Annotated in this window: 22 protein-coding genes; 2 read left to right on the top strand and 20 right to left on the bottom strand. The window is 61.1% G+C overall.

From position 1 onward, the window contains the following. The first annotated feature begins 179 nt into the window (after positions 1–179). Complete coding sequence (locus J2857_RS17990; RefSeq protein WP_210011441.1) at positions 180–416, top strand: DUF6894 family protein; 237 nt, start codon at positions 180–182, stop codon at positions 414–416. A 490-nt stretch (positions 417–906) separates the two neighbouring features. Further along, positions 907–1128 carry a hypothetical protein gene (locus tag J2857_RS17985; protein ID WP_210011440.1) on the top strand — a complete coding sequence of 74 codons (222 nt, stop codon included), beginning with the start codon at positions 907–909 and terminating at the stop codon, positions 1126–1128. Between the two features lie 169 nt (positions 1129–1297). On the opposite strand, the gene J2857_RS17980 is transcribed toward J2857_RS17985, so the two are convergent. The 20 genes from J2857_RS17980 to J2857_RS17885 form a co-directional block, all read right to left on the bottom strand. Beyond that, on the bottom strand, positions 1298–1585 hold the full coding sequence (locus J2857_RS17980; RefSeq protein ID WP_245363404.1) for a hypothetical protein: 288 nt from the start codon (positions 1583–1585) through the stop codon (positions 1298–1300). Next, positions 1582–2553: a peptidoglycan-binding protein gene (locus J2857_RS17975; protein WP_210011439.1), complete on the bottom strand. Its 972-nt coding sequence runs from the start codon at positions 2551–2553 to the stop codon at positions 1582–1584. The genes J2857_RS17980 and J2857_RS17975 overlap by 4 nt, the downstream gene beginning before the upstream one ends. Before the next feature lie 963 nt (positions 2554–3516). Continuing rightward, positions 3517–4014: a hypothetical protein gene (locus J2857_RS17970; protein WP_210011438.1), complete on the bottom strand. Its 498-nt coding sequence runs from the start codon at positions 4012–4014 to the stop codon at positions 3517–3519. Then, positions 4011–4802 carry a hypothetical protein gene (locus J2857_RS17965; protein ID WP_210011437.1) on the bottom strand — a complete coding sequence of 264 codons (792 nt, stop codon included), beginning with the start codon at positions 4800–4802 and terminating at the stop codon, positions 4011–4013. Before J2857_RS17965 ends, J2857_RS17970 begins: the two co-directional genes overlap by 4 nt. 1 nt (position 4803) lies before the next feature. Beyond that, a complete protein-coding gene (locus J2857_RS17960; RefSeq protein WP_210011436.1) occupies positions 4804–5736 on the bottom strand; it encodes a hypothetical protein in 933 nt (310 codons plus the stop codon). A 9-nt stretch (positions 5737–5745) separates the two neighbouring features. Continuing rightward, positions 5746–6534, bottom strand: coding sequence for a putative phage tail protein (locus J2857_RS17955; protein WP_210011435.1), 789 nt, complete (start codon positions 6532–6534; stop codon positions 5746–5748). After that, positions 6524–7606 (bottom strand): baseplate J/gp47 family protein, encoded by a 1083-nt coding sequence (locus tag J2857_RS17950; protein WP_210011434.1) that lies wholly within the window; start codon positions 7604–7606, stop codon positions 6524–6526. The genes J2857_RS17955 and J2857_RS17950 overlap by 11 nt, the downstream gene beginning before the upstream one ends. Beyond that, positions 7578–8114 (bottom strand): phage GP46 family protein, encoded by a 537-nt coding sequence (locus tag J2857_RS17945; RefSeq protein ID WP_210011433.1) that lies wholly within the window; start codon positions 8112–8114, stop codon positions 7578–7580. The genes J2857_RS17950 and J2857_RS17945 overlap by 29 nt, the downstream gene beginning before the upstream one ends. Positions 8115–8117: 3 nt before the next feature. Continuing rightward, positions 8118–8348, bottom strand: coding sequence for a hypothetical protein (locus J2857_RS17940; protein WP_210011432.1), 231 nt, complete (start codon positions 8346–8348; stop codon positions 8118–8120). 61 nt (positions 8349–8409) lie between these two features. After that, the gene (locus tag J2857_RS17935; protein ID WP_210011431.1) at positions 8410–8871 is read right to left on the bottom strand and encodes a phage baseplate assembly protein domain-containing protein; all 462 of its coding nucleotides are present in this window, start codon (positions 8869–8871) and stop codon (positions 8410–8412) included. Next, the gene (locus J2857_RS17930) at positions 8868–9914 is read right to left on the bottom strand and encodes a phage baseplate assembly protein (RefSeq protein ID WP_210011430.1); all 1047 of its coding nucleotides are present in this window, start codon (positions 9912–9914) and stop codon (positions 8868–8870) included. Before J2857_RS17930 ends, J2857_RS17935 begins: the two co-directional genes overlap by 4 nt. A gap of 2 nt (positions 9915–9916) precedes the next feature. Further along, complete coding sequence (locus tag J2857_RS17925; protein ID WP_210011429.1) at positions 9917–10540, bottom strand: hypothetical protein; 624 nt, start codon at positions 10538–10540, stop codon at positions 9917–9919. Next, positions 10540–10998 (bottom strand): DNA circularization N-terminal domain-containing protein, encoded by a 459-nt coding sequence (locus tag J2857_RS17920; RefSeq protein ID WP_210011428.1) that lies wholly within the window; start codon positions 10996–10998, stop codon positions 10540–10542. The genes J2857_RS17925 and J2857_RS17920 overlap by 1 nt, the downstream gene beginning before the upstream one ends. A 9-nt stretch (positions 10999–11007) precedes the next feature. Further along, complete coding sequence (locus J2857_RS17915) at positions 11008–12867, bottom strand: phage tail tape measure protein (protein WP_210011427.1); 1860 nt, start codon at positions 12865–12867, stop codon at positions 11008–11010. Between the two features lie 58 nt (positions 12868–12925). Further along, entirely contained in the window at positions 12926–13288 is a 363-nt protein-coding gene (locus J2857_RS17910; RefSeq protein WP_210011426.1) for a phage tail assembly protein, read from the bottom strand. Continuing rightward, the gene (locus tag J2857_RS17905) at positions 13288–13656 is read right to left on the bottom strand and encodes a phage tail tube protein (protein WP_210011425.1); all 369 of its coding nucleotides are present in this window, start codon (positions 13654–13656) and stop codon (positions 13288–13290) included. The genes J2857_RS17910 and J2857_RS17905 overlap by 1 nt, the downstream gene beginning before the upstream one ends. Positions 13657–13687: 31 nt before the next feature. Further along, positions 13688–15169: a phage tail sheath subtilisin-like domain-containing protein gene (locus J2857_RS17900; RefSeq protein WP_210011424.1), complete on the bottom strand. Its 1482-nt coding sequence runs from the start codon at positions 15167–15169 to the stop codon at positions 13688–13690. Then, positions 15169–15339, bottom strand: coding sequence for a hypothetical protein (locus J2857_RS17895; protein WP_210011423.1), 171 nt, complete (start codon positions 15337–15339; stop codon positions 15169–15171). The genes J2857_RS17900 and J2857_RS17895 overlap by 1 nt, the downstream gene beginning before the upstream one ends. 25 nt (positions 15340–15364) lie before the next feature. Then, positions 15365–15955, bottom strand: a complete 591-nt coding sequence (locus J2857_RS17890) for a hypothetical protein (RefSeq protein ID WP_210011422.1) — start codon at positions 15953–15955, stop codon at positions 15365–15367. A gap of 107 nt (positions 15956–16062) precedes the next feature. Next, complete coding sequence (locus J2857_RS17885) at positions 16063–16455, bottom strand: hypothetical protein (protein ID WP_210011421.1); 393 nt, start codon at positions 16453–16455, stop codon at positions 16063–16065.

Raw genomic sequence — 16455 nt, 5'->3', positions numbered from 1 at the left:
GTCTGTGACGCACGTGGCGGGCAAGAACCTCAGTTGACCTCTTCGGCGGCACGCCGCAAAAACCGCCGGGCCTCGACAAGCAACACGGACCTTCTGACAGCCGGCCATTTTGATCGCGGACGGTGGGGGAACCTGACGTTCAGAGCGGAGTTTGAACCCTTTGATCTGATGGAGACGGCATGCCTGAGTATTATTTTCACGTCCGCAAACACGATGCCCTTGAAGAAGATCCGGAAGGAACCGAGTTCGCCACCATCGACGAGGCTCAAAACGAAGCACTCAAAGCCGCAAGGGAGATGCTCGCGGAAAAGGTCCTGAGCAACGAAATTATAGATGGCCAGCGCTTCGAGATCTGCGCTGAGGATGGGACAGTCCTACGCGAGGTCCCCTTCCGATCCGCTCTCCGGCTCGAATAGGCAGGCAGGCTCAGTAACGGGCTGTTAAGCGTAAGCCCCTCCGGAAGCTCTCCCGCCGGGAACGAGGGCACACGCACGACGTTTGGCGTCGGCAAGTCGGAGAGCATAATGGACGTGTGGTGTTTTTGGGGAGCTGCCGTGCTGCAGCTTTGGTTCGGATTCTATCTCATTCGCAGGAATTTTCACGGCAAAATGTCCAACGACCTGCTGGCCGCGTGGAACGTCTACTCTATTTCTACACCGACTTGGGAGAGTGACCTCGTACGGGAATGAAACCAGAAACCACCACATCATCTCTGTGTCTGGGGGAGCAGATAGCGCTTGCACCCATCATGATCGTTTTCGGCTTCGCCTTGCTAGCGGCCGTGGGATTGCTGGTCTTTTTTGCAAGCAAGCGACCGCCACCAGCAGTCTAAGTTCTCACGGACCCACAAAAGAATCAGACCTTTGCCCATCTGGAATGAAGGCGCTCCAGGTGTTAGTTTGGCAGATGCTCCAGAACCACAATCCTATTGTCGGCGCCTTTGAGCCTGAGGAGTTGCAGATGCTCCAGCAGGTTCTGGAGAAAATCTGCGACCAACGGGGCATCCTGAAATCCTCCGCCTCTGCCGCGGATATTGCAGCTGATGTAATCACTCTCTCTCAGAGCGGCTTTTGGGGCGAGGTTCAGCTGCTTGCTATGCTGACTTCCTCGGCGAACGCTGCAGCCTGAGGAGGCGATGGCTCATCCTGGCTTCTTAGCCGATTTCTGATCATGCGCCAGGCACTCCCCCGGCGTCCAGACGCCCGCCCCACACACACCGGCGACGGTGTCGTCGATCGCATCCTGATCATCGGGCGTTGCGCCACGCGCGCCGATCAGCGACGTCCCGACAATTGCCCTAGCCGTGCGGGACAGCTGGCCCTTCGAGGCACTGACCTGTTGAGTTGAGGTACACGCCGCCGCGCTCACGGCACATGCGACGGTTAAAGCGAGCCTTGTCAGCTTCATTGCTCAGTTCTCCTACGGCTTTGTCGGTTGCTGCTTGCATGGTGGCGCGCTCGACGGCGCGCGCCTCCTCCTTGGCATCTGGTAGCCACCAGACGGCATTGATGGTGGTGAAGACGGCGAAGCCGAGCACCAGCCCACCGGCCGCACCGACCGCCATGCTGATCTTGTCGGTGATCATGGCTCCACCGCCGCACGGATCTTGCCGACCGCCGAGACGATCGAGTTCTGAAGCAAAAGGCCAAGGATCAGTGTGACGAGGATCACGATGGCCAGCACCGCGACCACCTGCCAATCCATGCCGGTCAAGGCCGCCAGACCAAGGCCACCGAACGATCCGCCACCACCGAAAAGGCCGAAGAGGCTGAACTTGCGTTTGACCTGCGTCTCGACGGTGACCGGCACCACAGCCTTTTCTTCGGTCACCGGCGAAGCGGAAAAGGCCGCCATCTGCACCGACGCCCCCGAAAGAGCGAGGAGATCCTTGTGCAGGGCCGCGCGGGTCTTCGGCCCGACGTCGCCATCGACGTCGAGGCCGCGTTCGGACTGGTAGCGCCGGATGTCTGCCTCGGTCGACTGGTAACCGAGCAGGACGAGAGAGATCCGACCGTAGTAGTCGATGCGGTCGACCAGGCCGTTCTTACCGCCGTTGATCTTCTTGGTGATGGTCTCGATGTCGTTCCGGTCGGCGTAGGCGTTCAGGTTCCGAGTCGACCAGTACCAGAGCGGCACGAGGCCTTCCCACGGATCGGTGTTGACGAGATCCGGATGCGCCACGAAGTCAGGCGGATTGAACCCCTTCTCCCGGCACCAGTCACGGAAGGCCTCATAGTTCGCCTTGCCGGTAATCTGAATGCCGGCCCGACCGCGGTAAAGGTAACCGTCACCATCGGCTGCCGGCGTGTTGCCGAGATCGGTGCGGGTATCATATCGGGCCTGTGCAGCCGTCGGTCCCCAAATTTCCTGATCAAAGCGGAAAGCTCCGCTCTCGTGCATCAGCTGCGCGAGGTAATGCGCGACCCGGTGCGGACGGTTCAGTCCCAGCCCTAGCCCGAATTTGTCCAGCGCGACCAGGACCGATTTCATATTGCCTTCGTTGACACGCGATTTTGCAGCCGCGCGGATCTGTGCGGCAGTGATGACGCTCATGGTGATGTCCTGAAGTTGGCCCGTTTTGATACGGGTGCTGTGGGTATTTACGGCCTGTTAGGTATGTCTGATAACGGAAGTAGAACCATTTCGATTAGGGGGAGAAGAGTGCCGCGTCGCGACCGATCCCCCTTGGCGCGGCAGGAGGCCTGGCGCGGCGGATCTCACGAGGGCGTGTGTGCCAGGCCTCTTGCATGTGATTCCGTGCCAGCCCGTCCGGGGGCACTGCCCGCCCTTGAAACTGGTGAATTCGCTCAGGTGCGCATCGAAAGCGGAATAGACCGATCGATCTAATCATTCGGGTGATGCACTCTCTTGAAAGTTGTGCAATTAATTCAATCGCCAAGAGACTGTTGAGGGCTCGGACGGGAAAAACGGGCGAGCCCTCTCTTTTCTCTGAACCTGTTGTTCACCATCGGGTTGAGGGCCTGCATCCCGGCGGACCGAGGCAGGCCCTTGCATGGCAACCGCTGTTCTTAGAGATTCGGTAAGGCGCATAAGCACCGGAACTAGTCGGCTATGAGTTTCATCGTGAATCGCTTAAATTAAGCTTCGCTCAAGCAGAGATGACTAATGGACGTTTCGAAAACCAGGGGAATTCGAGACGCATGGCTTACGAGTGGGATATTGAACGATACCTGAAAGCGCAGGATAGGAGGCGCAGCACCTCGATCACGCTGCTCTCAACCCTGCTCATCCTTTATTTTTGGATCTCCTAATCAACCGTTGCAAAGATGCACTCGACTCCCGGGCCTGTGGGTGTTTCACTCTTGGGCAGGTGTGAGGGATCGAACAATGGTCTACGAGTGGGACGAGCGCCGAGCACGGCGGACCAATCTCTTCAAAATGTTATCGGCCATGGCGGCGGGTGGCATCGTAGCTGCAGTGCCAGTATGGTTTGTCGTTGAGGCAATCAGCCGCTGACCGCCAATGGCGCTAAGGGATCGGCATGATGCCGCCCCCTCAAGGCCAGTAAGCTGGATTGGTCGCGAAGTCGGCAGGGATCGGGTCCATCGCCTGAAGATCGAAGGAGGCCTGGTAAAGCGGCTGGCGATACTGCCCGGCGGCAAGCAGGATCATCTGCCATTCGCTCGCGCTCACATCGACGCGGCCGGTTTCGGTCGATATCCCGATCATTGCCTCCGGCTGACCTACATTGATGCAGGCCTGCGCTATCGGGCACACCTCGTCCATCCAGCGCCGCATATCGGCATCCGAGGTGCCTATATAATGAATGCCGCGCTGGTCTCCGAAGTTATATGCGAACCCTGACTTCAGTCGCCTATCGCGCTCGGCTGCCACATGATCCACGGTGACCAGAGACGGCCCCCATTTCCCCGACGTGAAATCGAAGATCTGGCTGGCGTCAACCGGCCCGTCCGGGATCTCGATCGTGCCGTTCGGCGCCTCGTCGAACGCGCCGAGATATTGGCCGGCGCCATTGCAGTAATATTTCGTCATCTCCAGAACCTCACTGCTGTCAGGCGCATTTTCCAGCTTGAGTTGGTCAGCGCGATGTTCGCGCCGGTGTCCTTTCTGTTTATGAAGAACACGTTCGCCTGGTTCGAATAACGTCCGTCGATCGTCGTTGCGCTCACGGCGCCGCCAATACCGACCGCCGCGCCGCTGGCGACGTAGCCGAAGTAGCCGATAGGCGTTGCCTCACCGGCCGAATAGCCGCCCTCAGTCGTTTGGTTCACCAGTTCGACGATGACGAGATCGGGCTTGACGCCCATTCCATGCGAGAGCGAAATCGCACCGCCGGAGGTAATCGTCAGGTCGGAACTGACATAGATGTCGACCGTTGGCACCCGCTTTAGGTCCACGTCGCGGCCAGGCATGATCAGCGATTGCGTCGTGGCGTTCGCGATGGCCGAAAGCACAAGCTGTAGTCGCTTGGTGTTGTTGGTGGGGTCGGCCATGAGCGCCGAGACGAGAGTGGCGTTCGACAACAGGTGCGACGCCATGTCGAGATTGCCGGACATGGTGCCGCCGGCCTTGGCCAGCCTGGCGTTGATCAATGTCGTCAGATTGGCGATAGCGTTCGGATCGTTCCCGAAGGCGGCTGCCAGCTCCTCGATCGTGTCCAGGACTCCAGGTGCCGTGCCTATGATGAGGTCGAGGATCTGGCCTACACTCATGAGCGTGGCGACGCCGTCCTTCATCACCGGCAGGACATGTGTCCGCGACGGTAAAACCTCGGGTGTCAGCTCATCGATGCGGATCAGCGGGTATTCGACATCGCTCATCTTACGACCTCGCCGAGAAGTGCATCCAGAGATCCTGCGTATAGTCGCAGGCGACGGTCGAGGAGAGCCTATAGCGGTCGAGGTCGATCGCCGGCACATCGGAGATCGACAGCTGCGGAGGCGTGCCGACCGTCAGCGCCATCAGCATGTAATCGCTGTCGGGGCGGTCCGCATTGTTGACGAACTTGGCGGGATAGTAGCTGTGCGACGTCGGCCTTCTCGCCCAGTTCATCACATGGACGCAATCTGCGAAGGTCGGGTTGGAGTCCGAAGGCCGCAGGTTGGTTGCGTGGAGCAGCTGGTCGAGGGCGAGCGTCGCCTTGTTGGCAAGTTTGGTGATCGTTGCCACGTTGCTGGCATTGGTCACGATCCTTGCGATCAGCATGTCGTCGAAGCTGCTGTCGAACCCGACATGGCCTTCGGCCAGTGCGCCTGCATTATAGGCACCATCAGCGAGATCCTTGAGAGCAAGGCCGGAGCCTGGCGTCCAACGCAGGTGATAGGTCTTGTTGGCGGCAGTCGCAAAATCGGTCTGGACGGTGGTGACCGCATAGATGCCGCGATGCAGGAAGTCGTAGCTAGGTAGCACCCGTACCGTACCCGTCGACGGCTGTGTCACCTCCAGCCTGCCGTCGGCGGTAAGCACTTCGGGGAAAATCGGCAGGCGTCCGCGCGCCTGGGTCATCAGAACGTAGTTCGGATCCCCCTCCCCACCGGTAGCGGCCGCGATCAGTGCGTTGATCGCCTGCAGCAATTGCGTCAGGTCGACGTCTGAAGGCGGCAATCCCGCAGCCGTGATCACGGCCATGATCTCGCGCTGCGGATGCTCTATGGCTGCCGCTGGAGGGACGGATCCTCGCACGGCTGCCGCGGTGTTGCGGTCGACATAGGCGGCATTCGGATCCGGATTGCCGTAAGGTGCTTTGTATTTCATGACCGATCCTTAAAGGGGGACAAGCAGGGGGTTGCCGTGTTCGTCGGCAAAGGCATTGCCCGCGCCGTCGGAAAGTATGCCGTACGAGATCCATGGCTCGAGCACGGGAATGCTCCAGGCGGGCGCCATCTGCCGCAACAGGCAGAGGATCTGCTCCGCAGCTCCGAGATCGAACAGCGCGTCGTAGCCACACTCACTGAGGCTGACCTCGAAATAGCTGATCGCCGTATTTCGGATCCGGACGATCCAGTAGATTTCCTCGATATAGCTGCCGACAGTGTGCCGGCCGCCGCATTCGGAAAATCCGCATTCGAACATCGCCGGCTCTTCGATCTCGATTTCGAAACCGTAGTCGAGCGCCAGGCGCACGAAGTCTTCCGGATGATTGACAGCCGCCGCCATCACCTTGCGGCTAAGTGCCGTCATCCGCTGCGCCGTCGTCTGCTCGACGCCGGAAAAGCAATCATCCGGCAAGCCGTACTCCGCCTCCCACTCGTCGAGCGTCTCAGTGATGCCCTGGACGGTCGCCTGACGCGCGAGGGAAAAAGCGCGCCCATAGAGCCATACGAAGGGATCGAGCATCACTCGGGTGAAGCGCGCGAGTGTCGAACTGAGCGGCATGGCCTGCCCGTCCGGCGACCCCCAGGCGGAACCCTGCGGCCACAGAACTAGCGCTGCCGTGATCAGATCGTCGTTGGTGGGGGCGGCAAGCGGATCCTCGGGCGCCGGCAGAGCAGGACCGCCGATCGGGTCGCGGGCCGCACGCGTAACCGTGTTGAATGCCGGGTCACGCGCCATAGGTCACCGAGCCCAGCACCGGAAACTCGCCGTTGGTGAGCGTCACATCGTCGAGCGGCAGCGAAAGAACGTGCCGCTTCTCGCCGGATGCCTGCGAGATCGCTTCCGTTATCCACGAGCGAGACAGGGTGAAGGTATAGCCAGGTATCCCCGGCCGGCACTTCTCGAAAAACATGGCGGTGATCGCCGTCTCGATCGCATCGCGCACCGTCGCCGTATCGTTCGCCAGCCCGTTAATCACAAGATCGATCGGCCTCGGCGTCGGAGCGACGGCGACGCTGTCGTCGACACGGATCAGGCGCTCCGCATCGATCGCAGCCTGCACGACAAGCACATCGCCCGCTGTCGGTATCAGGTTCGGCCGCCCCTTGAACAGGAAGAAGACGGCGACAAAGCCAGGCGACAACGGCCGTCGGAAAGCCCACGCCTTGATCGCGCCGGGAACATCGAGAACGATCCCCTCGTAGTCAGTCAGCCTGCCGCCACCCGGTGGGTTGCGCTTGCGAAACAGCACCCGAGTTCTCAGGCTGTCGGTATCCTCAATGTCGGCGCCGCCGCCAAGCCCGTCGCTCCCCACGAGGAATTCTTCCTGCAAATCCGGCCAGAGCACCGGATCAGAGACAGTCAATATCCCGTCCGCATCCCGATTGGTCTGCGATCCTGTCGCCTCTGCTTGCACCGAGAAGGCGACCGCCCCGTAAAGGCCGGATGTCGCCGGGGTGACGGAGACGTAGGTTTGCGTTCCCGAGGCAAAGCGGATACCCGCCGGGAACGTCATCGACGGGGTCGCCAAGCCGGAGATTGTACCTGAGGCTGGCGCCGCGGGCTTTCGGTAGATCCCCACGTCGCTCGCATGAAGCGCCAGAAACGAGCCGGTCGCCGTCCGTGCAAATAGCTGCTTGGCGAGATACGCCATGCGCAGCTCGAACTCATGCGCAAGCCCGGCAAGCACCTTGCCGGTCACCGTCACGAAGTTGTTCTTGAGCGCCGAATCCGTGCCCGGCATATATTGCCGGAAAGCGCCGCGGACGCGGGAGGATGCGTCAGCGAGCGAGCGGATATTCCACGCCATGGACCTGTCTCCAGAGAAGTTCGAATTTACGATCGTAGATCAACGACCCGCTGCGGCCGTAGAGGCTCACCTGGTAGTCGACCCGATTGCCCGGGCGATCGACGGTCACCGCCACGTCGAGCGAGACAACGGCGCCTTGGTCGATGATCGGCTGCAGAGCCTCGCGGACATAGTCTTCCACAACGACCTGGATGCCCTCGAAGATCGAAGTTCGGCGCAGCAGCCAGAGGCGTGAGCCGAGCGGCGTTTCACCCTCCGCAAGGTCGAAGCTGTCGCCGATCCAGCCGCGGTTCTGGTCGCCTTCCCGCAGCTCTTCCGGCTCGACGCGGCGGTCGGTCATCAAAGAAATAAGAACCTGCGTCGCCAGGCCCTGTTCGGAACGGAGGTCACCGGGCGCGTCCGGGTCCGTCAGCGCGTTGACGATGATGTCGCCGGCCTGACCATCCCAGCCGATATCCGGGGCGCGGTATGGTTCACGCTCGTCGTCGACCGGGATGATCTTGAGCATGGTTTATTCAGCCGGCGTGAAGTCGAGGTAATAGGACTTGCCCGGCTCGAACTGAACCGCGGCGTTCGGGTTGTCGACGTTCATGCGCAATTCGCCCCAAGGGGTCGCCTTGGTGAAGCGGCCGTCCTCGGACTGAATGTCAGCGGAATAGACGGTATGCAGGAAGATGGTCGCGCCTTCCTTGCCGGTGCACATAAATTTGGCCCGAACCGTGGGCCTTGACTGTTCGCTCATGCGACTTCTCCTTTGATTAAGCGGAACGGCCGCTCGTCCGATCGAAGCGGGAATGCCCCGCTCAATGGCTGTGATGGTTGGTATTGCCACCCTCGTCGATGATCGAACCGGTGGCATGAATGTTCCCGTTGACTTCAAGGTCACCGTTGATCGTCGCGTTTCCGGTCAGGGTCCATGTCCCGGCCGTGATCGTGATCGACCGGCCAGCTACGTCCACGACGATCCCGTCACCGACCAGGCGGATGATGTTGCCGCCCGAGTCGTAGATCGCAGATGCGCCGGCAGGCAGGCCGGCCGGGCGATGCGTCGGATGCTCGCCACCGAGAACAAAGGCATGGTCAGGCCGCCCGGTTGGCGCTACGAGCAGGGCCTTTGCGCCCTTGATCGGGTTCGACATGAACCCGTGCGGCTCGATCCGATGCACCCGGGTGTATTTGTCCGAAAACAGCCCCTGCCCCGAAACGAACTGCTGGCCGCCCTTCTCCTCGATCGATCCGTCGAGTTCGATCCGCGCGCCCCTCATTGCTCGTTGTACTCCGCCACGATCTTGCCTGGCGCCGAGTACGATGCCGCCGTCTTGCCGCGCGGGTTATCACCACCAAGGGATCTGGGATCTGCGAGCGACAGCGTCGCAAGAGTGCCGTCCGTATCGTTCTGAATGAACGTGACGCTCTTTATGATCATCGTTCCCTCAATACCGAGCCAGTCGTCGAAAACGTCGACCAGGTAATTCGCCTGCCACAGTTTGCCCGCCGCGTCGCGCCACCCGCTGACGGGAATGCTGGCGGTCACCGACTGGCCGGCTGCCCTGTTCGACGCCCACTCGGCCCGCTTTTTGAGGCGATCCACCGTGACTTCGCCCTCGTGCCAAAGGACCAGCGGACGATGGCGGGGAATGCCGGGATCCTTCGCCGTCGCCTCCGGTCGCAACTGAGCCTTGCCAACGCCGTCGCTGGATTGGCCCCGCACCTTCACTTCGCTGTAGCGGTCCCGCTCCGTAAAGCTCGCCGACGCACCGACACGAATATTGACACCGCGCTGCAGGCGGCCCGCGTGCATCCCGTCAGGTTTCGTCGAGAGCTTCAGCCGGCCCTTCTCGGTGTCGTGGATAAGAATTCCGCGACCTCTGGCCCGCCTCTCGATCGTTGCGAAGGGACTCTCTCCGGGAATGAGGCGATGGACAGGCTCCGCCGGGAATTTGCCGTCCGCCTCGATGCCGACGCCGAACTTGTCGAGATCCTTGGCAATCGCCGCGATATCCATGTTCACCCATTCGCCGGTCGGATGGTCGGCGCTGCATTCCACCATGTCGATCGTCTTCGAAAAGATCGTCACGCCCAACGTCCGCATGTCCTGCGAATAGCCGGTATTGATGTCCCGCACGAACCCAGTCAGAACCAGGTCGCCGCTGGCCGTCAACGTGACGGGCTGTCCGATCGACACGGGAACGCCAGAGCCGGTAATGACGCAATCAACCGAAGCCGAGCGCGCGGCCTCCTCGGCAGAGACCTCTATGCTGACCTGCTTGATCGGCGGCAGGCCAGAGGCAACTACATTTTCCAGCATGGTCATTTTGCCAACGCGTCGAAGCCAGCGGGCATAAGCATGGGAGTGCCGCTGCGGGCGATGTCGACAAGCCCCTGCGCCCTCGCCGCGTCCCCATAGAGCTGGTACGCAAGAAACGTCGAGGGCAAGGATATGCCCGTCTCGACCCTCACGACCGGAACGCCGTTGGCCGCAATGTCGGAGATCACCCGAACCGAGGTCGCAACCACCGAGGAAATCCAGCCGAACAGGTCCGCACCGTCCGGCCCCAGAGATGAGGCGACGGCAAGTGCGGCGGCGCCTGCGTCAGCCACCCTCGAACGGGCAGCACGCGCGGCGGGCCTGGACGGCCAGGCAATCCTCGCGCCAGCGATCGACAAGCCGATGGCAACAAGCACCGCGGCAGCATCTCGCGTATCCCCCGCATCGACCTCAGGTGCAGCCAATCTCCCGAAATCGTCAGGCGACGAGGCGCTCTCCGCTATTGCGCGCATGATCGAAAGCGTCTCACCCGCAAGATCGGGCGGATCGAGTTCGAACCCTGACGTGATCCTCCGCGTGGTATCGGCAAGATCGATCGCATCGCCCATAAGGGCCGTCGCCAGATCTCCTAACCATGACAGAATGACATTGCGGTCGACCGCCATCAAAAAATACCTCCGAAGCCGGGAACGGCGAGTGGCAGTCCCGACACGAATACGGAGATGACATCTCCGGCGGAAAGCGAGGCACCTGCCGTGTTGGAAACCGGCACGGCACGGAAATCGAAAGCAATGTAGCCAGCCCTGTCCTTGTCGCGCATGCGCCGGAAGTTCTCCACATAGGCCATCATTCCACCGTCGAGCGGCAGGGTAAGCCGGCCGGGACCGGCCGAAAGGCAAGCCGAGACGAATGCGCGGGAACGACTGTCTGAATCATCTCCGATCAGATAGCCTGTGACGTCGATCGAGGACGTGGAAAGCCCCATCTCCTCGATCAACGTGACACGGCCGCCAGCGTATTCATGCAGCGCCAGCCGCTTCCCGCCGCTGAGATCGTCACTAAGGACCCAGAACGACACCCCTCTGAAGGAGGCCGCTCGCAGGGACCGTGCCCAATCACGCATGTCTTACCCCTAAATAGGTCCGCTACCCGCGGGACGATTGGCGCTCGGAGGCATGGAACGCCCCGGATCACCATTAGGCTTCGGCAAGGTGCCGGTTGCCGCTGCGGCCGCCGTCACGTTGAGGGAACCAAGTTTAATGGCCGCTTGCAGGAGCTTGTCTGCGGCGGACGTGATCGCCGCACCGACATCGACGCCGGCAACTTTCAGGAAGGCAGAGCTTTCCTCGATGTGTTTCCCGGCCTCGCGACCGCCCTCGGCAACCTTCTGTCCGGCCTCATCACTCGCTTGCTTGTATGCCGAGGTGTCGATCTTCAATGCTTCCTTGACCTCGTCTTGTGACGGAACACGGAAGAAATTTTTCACGGCATCCGGTACCGTCGGCACCATCGGAGCGATAACAGTGGGCGGGCGGACCAGATCCGGTGGAAGGCCTCGGAGCTGCGGCGGCAAATCTGGATAAGGCGATGGCCGTGGGGTCGGGATGGGAATAGATGAAGGCGATTCCTGCCGCCGCGAGGGCAGTTCAGGGCTTGCCGACATGGGTCCCTTGTCGCTATGAGGGGACGAACGCCATCCGCCCTCGTAGGCTGCGACGCTCGCTTCGTCACTACTGGAGAGCGCCCCGAAGGGAAGATTGCGGGCGATCCACGACTCTCGCTCCCAATACCCCATTCCCCGCTTCTCAAGCGTCTGCCTTAGCGCCTCGCCGTAATCGATGTCCGCCGAAACCGCGTCCATGGCGGCAGATGCAGGCTTCGCGATAGCGCCGCCGAAACTGCTTTTCAGCTTCTCCCAGCTCACGGACATCTTGTCGATCTTCGCCTGAGTATCTCCCAGAACCTTGCCAAGATCGCGAAAGACGGTCCCGCTGACGTCGGTCGAATTCATGATCTGCATAAACCTCTGCAGGCTCTCTTCCGATGTGATCAACGACTGCATGCCAAGCCGAAACTCCTGGTCACTAAAGAGCAACGGCAGCTTGCTCATGTCGCCCTTGATCGCTTCCTGGGAAATTCTGACGAACGCGGAAACGGTATCTTCACCTGCCTTGCGCGCAGCCTCCAGCTCCTTCCGGAGGTTGATGCCAAAGTCCTTGAACTTGTTGGCGGTCTCTTCCGAATAGATCTTGCCGAAGATGTTCTGGGCCTGCGTAGCGGCGCTGGATGCGTCCCCGGTGTCCTCACGGACAGTCTGCAGGATTGCGACGAGCTTCTTCAGGCCCTCCTCGCCCGAGTATCCAAGCGACGCGAAACTGTTCGCCAGGCCCGGAATGTACTGCGCCATATCTTTCAACTCGAACTGGCCGGCCTTACCGCCCACCACCATGATGTCAAACGCGCGTTGCATTTGATCGGCGCTGATCTTGAGCGCAGACGCGGCCTTCATTCCCGTGTTCGCGATGTCCTCGGTTGCGGCGCCCGTAGCCTGAGCGGTCGCCAGCACAGAAGGCAGGAAGGCCATCGCCTCCTTTAGGTTCATGCCCGATGCAACGAGTGTGTCGAGCGCGGCTATAGCCGGCTGAAAGTCGCTGAATGCCATGTCCTTAGACATACCCTTCAACGCACCCAGGGCCTCTTCGATATCCTTAGCGGATGCATCGGCGGTGATGCCGATTCTTGTCATCTGTCGCTCGAGCGCCGCGAAATCCGTCAGTGCCGCCTTCGCGCCATATGCCAGCACGGCAGGCGCTGCATAGCGGGCAATCGCCGCGAAGGTGGCGGCCGACGTCCGGGCAAGCACCGTCTGCTGGCGATTGAGGGCGGATGCCTGCCGGTTGATTTGCGCCATCTTCCCGGCAATGCTGGAAAACAGATTGCCGGTATTGTCCCGGCCGCTGATCTTCAGCCTGGCTTCGATTTCCCGGTTCATCCGTGTTCCCTGTGATGTTCGACGAGGCGGTTAATCCACCAGAACAGATCCGTGAGCGTCATTCTTCCGACGTCTGCAGCGCGCCATCCGAAGCGGAAGACGAGGACGTCTGCGAACTGGAGCGCATCGGATCTCCGATAAAAAAATCGCAGACGGCAGCCTTCAGCCGGATCGCGTCAATCGTTCCCAATCCGGAAAGGTATTCGTATCCCGGTTGCCTCACCAGGATCTGCATGTAGGCATCGACCCGTTCGGGATAGGTAAGCAAAGCTTGCCCGCCGGGAACCGGCTGCCACTCCTGTGGCTCGCCGATCCCCGACATGAAGATCTCGTTATAGGTGGGCTCCCGCAGCGTCACGCTGCTGAATGTCGCGCCCCCGGCGGAATAGGTCCGTGTCAAGGTTACGACCTTGTCGACCATCAGTTCGAGCCTTTGCTGTAGTCACCGTCGAGTGACAGGCCGGAGACTTCGCCGTTGAGGCGATTGATCTGCGGCCGGCCGACGAAGAACGCATTGGTCATGTAATGCGTGATGCCGGTGAATTCCTCGACGAGCGTGGCGTTGAACCGCGGACCGTTCATCAGCTTCTCGTAGTCGAAACCACCGTCGGCAACGACGATCTCGATCTTCGATGCCTGCGGGGTGGAAACGCGATCGGTCGAATTGTCCTGGTTGGTAACGGAGGAAATTTCCTGCCGTGTCGGGGAAACGTTGAACGTTCCCCGGAGCGAGATGAGTTCACCGCTCGAAAGGCGGAGACTCATCTTGCCGCCAAAATCCTTGCCCATGTCTGGCTCCTAGATCGGTTTGTTGGATTGATCAGCTGAACTGGCTGTAGACGCGCGCCAGGCCGGCGAAGATGTCCAGCGGGTTGGTGAAGTCGAGCAGCAACGTGATGTTGACGCGGTCGGCGTTATCGCTGTCCCGCACGACCCTCATGTCGAGCAGCGCCCTCTCGGAGTTCTCCAGCACACCCGCCATCCGGCGGTAACTGTGATAGAGCGTCGCCTTGATGTCCGACGGCGTGGTGATCGCATCGAGATTGGCTGGATTGTCGTCGGCGATTGCCTTGTTGGAATGCTCGAAGGCGAGATCCGCGCGGAACTTCTTCAGCGCATAGGTGATCTGGTAGACCTTCTGGATATCCCGGAAAGTAGTGTCCGGCGCCCCGTTCGTCGTCTGCTGATGCGTGATGACCTTGTCGATCGTCACCGCACCGTCTCGGCTCACGGACCAGGTCGAAACACCGTTCTTCAGCAGGGCTTCGCGCGTGGCATAGTCCATCCAGTAGTTGCGGTCACGCGGCGGGCTGATGCCCTGCACGACAAGGCCGGTCTGGTTGCGCGAGACATCGCCGTTGGCGCCGCCTCCAGACCACGGCGCGATCCGCCCGGCGTAAGCCGCGACCCAGAGATAATCCGGCTCGGCAAACCCGCCCGAAGTGAAACGCGGCACCATCGTCAGGTGCCAGTTGTCATGGGTCAGCGCCGAGGTCGCGAGGTTCGACGACGTGTCCGTCTTCGGATAGAAGACATGGCCGTAGAGCTGCTGCGCGTAGCTCCAGCGACCGGACACCTCATTGAGGAATGTCTTGAAAAGACCAAGGTTGGTCCCGTCGCCGAACGCGCTGACGATCATCTCGAAGGGGTCGTCGTTCATGGATGCCAATACCGCTGCGACGGACGGCACTCCGGCACCCGGCGTCGTGGTCGCGAACGTCAGGATACCCTTGAACAGGTTGCTGCTTTCGAGCACGGGAACGTAGATATCGAGACCGGTCGCGTAGGCGCCGGCATGACGGGCCGTGATGGTAACGACATTGGTCGCAGCCGTCGCGGTGAAGGGCAGCGACAGCTTCGAGGCTGGATTGAAATAGGCGTTGATGGCAGCCGCCAGCGCGGTCGCGACGGCGTTGGCACTGGTTCCTGCGGCGACCGAAAAGGACACCTGCTCGCCAGCGATTTCCAGCACAGCCTGGCCGCCTGCGGCGGGCACGCTGCCGATGGTGATCGTGCGGACTTCCGCCGTTCCGGTTGCGGCCACCCGGCCAATCCAGATTTCCTGTGCAGGCGCATTGACGCGCGTCCGCTGGAACATGCCCTCCAGCATCGATCCCGCGCCAACAAGAAGGCGGGCATCCTGGATGGTGTTGCAGAGTGCAATTCCGCCTTCGGCAAGAGTGCCGGTATCGAGGCCATGACCGAACAGGATCAGACGGTTTTCGGTCTCGAATGCACCGCCTGACGTGACGTCGAAGGCCAGCAGAGGTGCCGTTATGTTCGCGGGAATGTTGCTGACCATTACTTGCGGCCTCCTTTGCCGGCGCTGTCTTCGGTTTCGCGAGCCTCCACGAGATCGCCGTCGAGGACGAGACGACGCTCGAACGGGTTCGCGTCATCGATCGGCCGGCCGTCTTCAGGCCAGCCGCCAGGGATCTTCCGCCCCGGCGCGGGAACATAGTTCTTTGTCATGGGAGATCCTCCGGCCGACGGCCTTTCAGGTTTCACTCGTATTTTGGGCATCGATCTGCCCGCCGGTGAACGGCACAAGCGGTTCTCCGGCGAAGATGGCGGCGAGCTGTCCGAGCTTGGCCTTGGCGTAGCTGGCAGCCGGCAGCGCCTCATAGACACTGCGGATCGGCTCAGGTAGGCCGCCGGCGTCCATGTCGAAGTCGTCGTCGCGGATCTCGAGATGGAACCGCATGGTCACCCGCTGCCAGCGCAGACCGAGGGTCGGAACCGCGAAGGTCTGATATTCGACACGGACGATGCGCTTGACGAGCCGGCGCCAGATCCCGCCCGCTTGGCTACGTTCGAGCAGCATTCTCACCTGGGCACACAATGCCATCAGAACGATCCGCGCTACAGGATCGGTATCCGCCATCGCGTCCGCGAATTGCTCGCCATCCTCCTGCGCCGCTACAGCCAGTTCGGCGACGACATCGAGGACGGCACTCGCATCCGTGTCACCGACTGATGACAGGTCCCCGCGAAGCGAAGCCGAACTTTCCGGAGTATAGAGCGCGACGACAGGCGTGTAGTCCTGGTCCCGATCGAGATCCTCGAGTGCGGCCGCTCGGCTATCCAAGATCCTCTTGCCAGCAAGGGTCGGCAGGCTAGTTCCCGCTATAACCCTTGCTGTTGGGCATAGGATTTCGACGGCGAGAAGCCGGACAGCTTCAGCTGAAAGCATGATCAGGCCTTTATGAGATACCAGGCGGGACGAGCGGAGCCGTCCTCTTCCTTCGCGGCGATTTTCCACTTGGGGGCACCGCCCATCGGCCCGACCAGGTCGTTCCTTCGCGGCAGATACTGCCAGGCCGAGATGCGAGCAGTCAGCACTGCGTCATATGAAACGGTGCCATTTCGCACGCCCATGTCAGAAGACTGATGACGTGGCAAACGATCGCTCGGAGGCTCAAGATCGATTGTCCCCTTGAAGTCGAAGGAAACGCGATCCGGATCATCGGCATCCGGATGATTGGATGTCAGGCCGGCTTTGCGCGGATGCAGCGTCAGTTCGGTATAGTCGAAGATTTCGGCGCAGGCCTCTTCCGTGAATGCCCGCGCCGTTTCCCAGTCGATCAT

It is taken from the genome of Neorhizobium galegae, from assembly GCF_017877055.1.
Classification (GTDB): domain Bacteria; phylum Pseudomonadota; class Alphaproteobacteria; order Rhizobiales; family Rhizobiaceae; genus Neorhizobium; species Neorhizobium galegae_D.
This window is presented reverse-complemented; position numbering and strand designations above follow the sequence as displayed.

Excerpts from the sequence above, each read along its gene's own strand:
- J2857_RS17910 (WP_210011426.1), bottom strand. The coding sequence starts at position 13,288 with ATGGTCGACAAGGTCGTAACCTTGACACGGACCTATTCCGCCGGGGGC.
- J2857_RS17945 (WP_210011433.1), bottom strand. The coding sequence starts at position 8,114 with ATGCTCAAGATCATCCCGGTCGACGACGAGCGTGAACCATACCGCGCC.
- J2857_RS17925 (WP_210011429.1), bottom strand. The coding sequence starts at position 10,540 with ATGGCGGTCGACCGCAATGTCATTCTGTCATGGTTAGGAGATCTGGCG.
- J2857_RS17980 (WP_245363404.1), bottom strand. The coding sequence starts at position 1,585 with ATGATCACCGACAAGATCAGCATGGCGGTCGGTGCGGCCGGTGGGCTG.
- J2857_RS17915 (WP_210011427.1), bottom strand. The coding sequence starts at position 12,867 with ATGAACCGGGAAATCGAAGCCAGGCTGAAGATCAGCGGCCGGGACAAT.
- J2857_RS17975 (WP_210011439.1), bottom strand. The coding sequence starts at position 2,553 with ATGAGCGTCATCACTGCCGCACAGATCCGCGCGGCTGCAAAATCGCGT.
- J2857_RS17920 (WP_210011428.1), bottom strand. The coding sequence starts at position 10,998 with ATGCGTGATTGGGCACGGTCCCTGCGAGCGGCCTCCTTCAGAGGGGTG.
- J2857_RS17950 (WP_210011434.1), bottom strand. The coding sequence starts at position 7,606 with ATGGCGTGGAATATCCGCTCGCTCGCTGACGCATCCTCCCGCGTCCGC.
- J2857_RS17985 (WP_210011440.1), top strand. The coding sequence starts at position 907 with ATGCTCCAGAACCACAATCCTATTGTCGGCGCCTTTGAGCCTGAGGAG.
- J2857_RS17885 (WP_210011421.1), bottom strand. The coding sequence starts at position 16,455 with ATGATCGACTGGGAAACGGCGCGGGCATTCACGGAAGAGGCCTGCGCC.
- J2857_RS17990 (WP_210011441.1), top strand. The coding sequence starts at position 180 with ATGCCTGAGTATTATTTTCACGTCCGCAAACACGATGCCCTTGAAGAA.
- J2857_RS17970 (WP_210011438.1), bottom strand. The coding sequence starts at position 4,014 with ATGACGAAATATTACTGCAATGGCGCCGGCCAATATCTCGGCGCGTTC.
- J2857_RS17955 (WP_210011435.1), bottom strand. The coding sequence starts at position 6,534 with ATGGCGCGTGACCCGGCATTCAACACGGTTACGCGTGCGGCCCGCGAC.
- J2857_RS17905 (WP_210011425.1), bottom strand. The coding sequence starts at position 13,656 with ATGGGCAAGGATTTTGGCGGCAAGATGAGTCTCCGCCTTTCGAGCGGT.
- J2857_RS17940 (WP_210011432.1), bottom strand. The coding sequence starts at position 8,348 with ATGAGCGAACAGTCAAGGCCCACGGTTCGGGCCAAATTTATGTGCACC.
- J2857_RS17965 (WP_210011437.1), bottom strand. The coding sequence starts at position 4,802 with ATGAGCGATGTCGAATACCCGCTGATCCGCATCGATGAGCTGACACCC.
- J2857_RS17900 (WP_210011424.1), bottom strand. The coding sequence starts at position 15,169 with ATGGTCAGCAACATTCCCGCGAACATAACGGCACCTCTGCTGGCCTTC.
- J2857_RS17960 (WP_210011436.1), bottom strand. The coding sequence starts at position 5,736 with ATGAAATACAAAGCACCTTACGGCAATCCGGATCCGAATGCCGCCTAT.
- J2857_RS17935 (WP_210011431.1), bottom strand. The coding sequence starts at position 8,871 with ATGAGGGGCGCGCGGATCGAACTCGACGGATCGATCGAGGAGAAGGGC.
- J2857_RS17930 (WP_210011430.1), bottom strand. The coding sequence starts at position 9,914 with ATGCTGGAAAATGTAGTTGCCTCTGGCCTGCCGCCGATCAAGCAGGTC.
- J2857_RS17895 (WP_210011423.1), bottom strand. The coding sequence starts at position 15,339 with ATGACAAAGAACTATGTTCCCGCGCCGGGGCGGAAGATCCCTGGCGGC.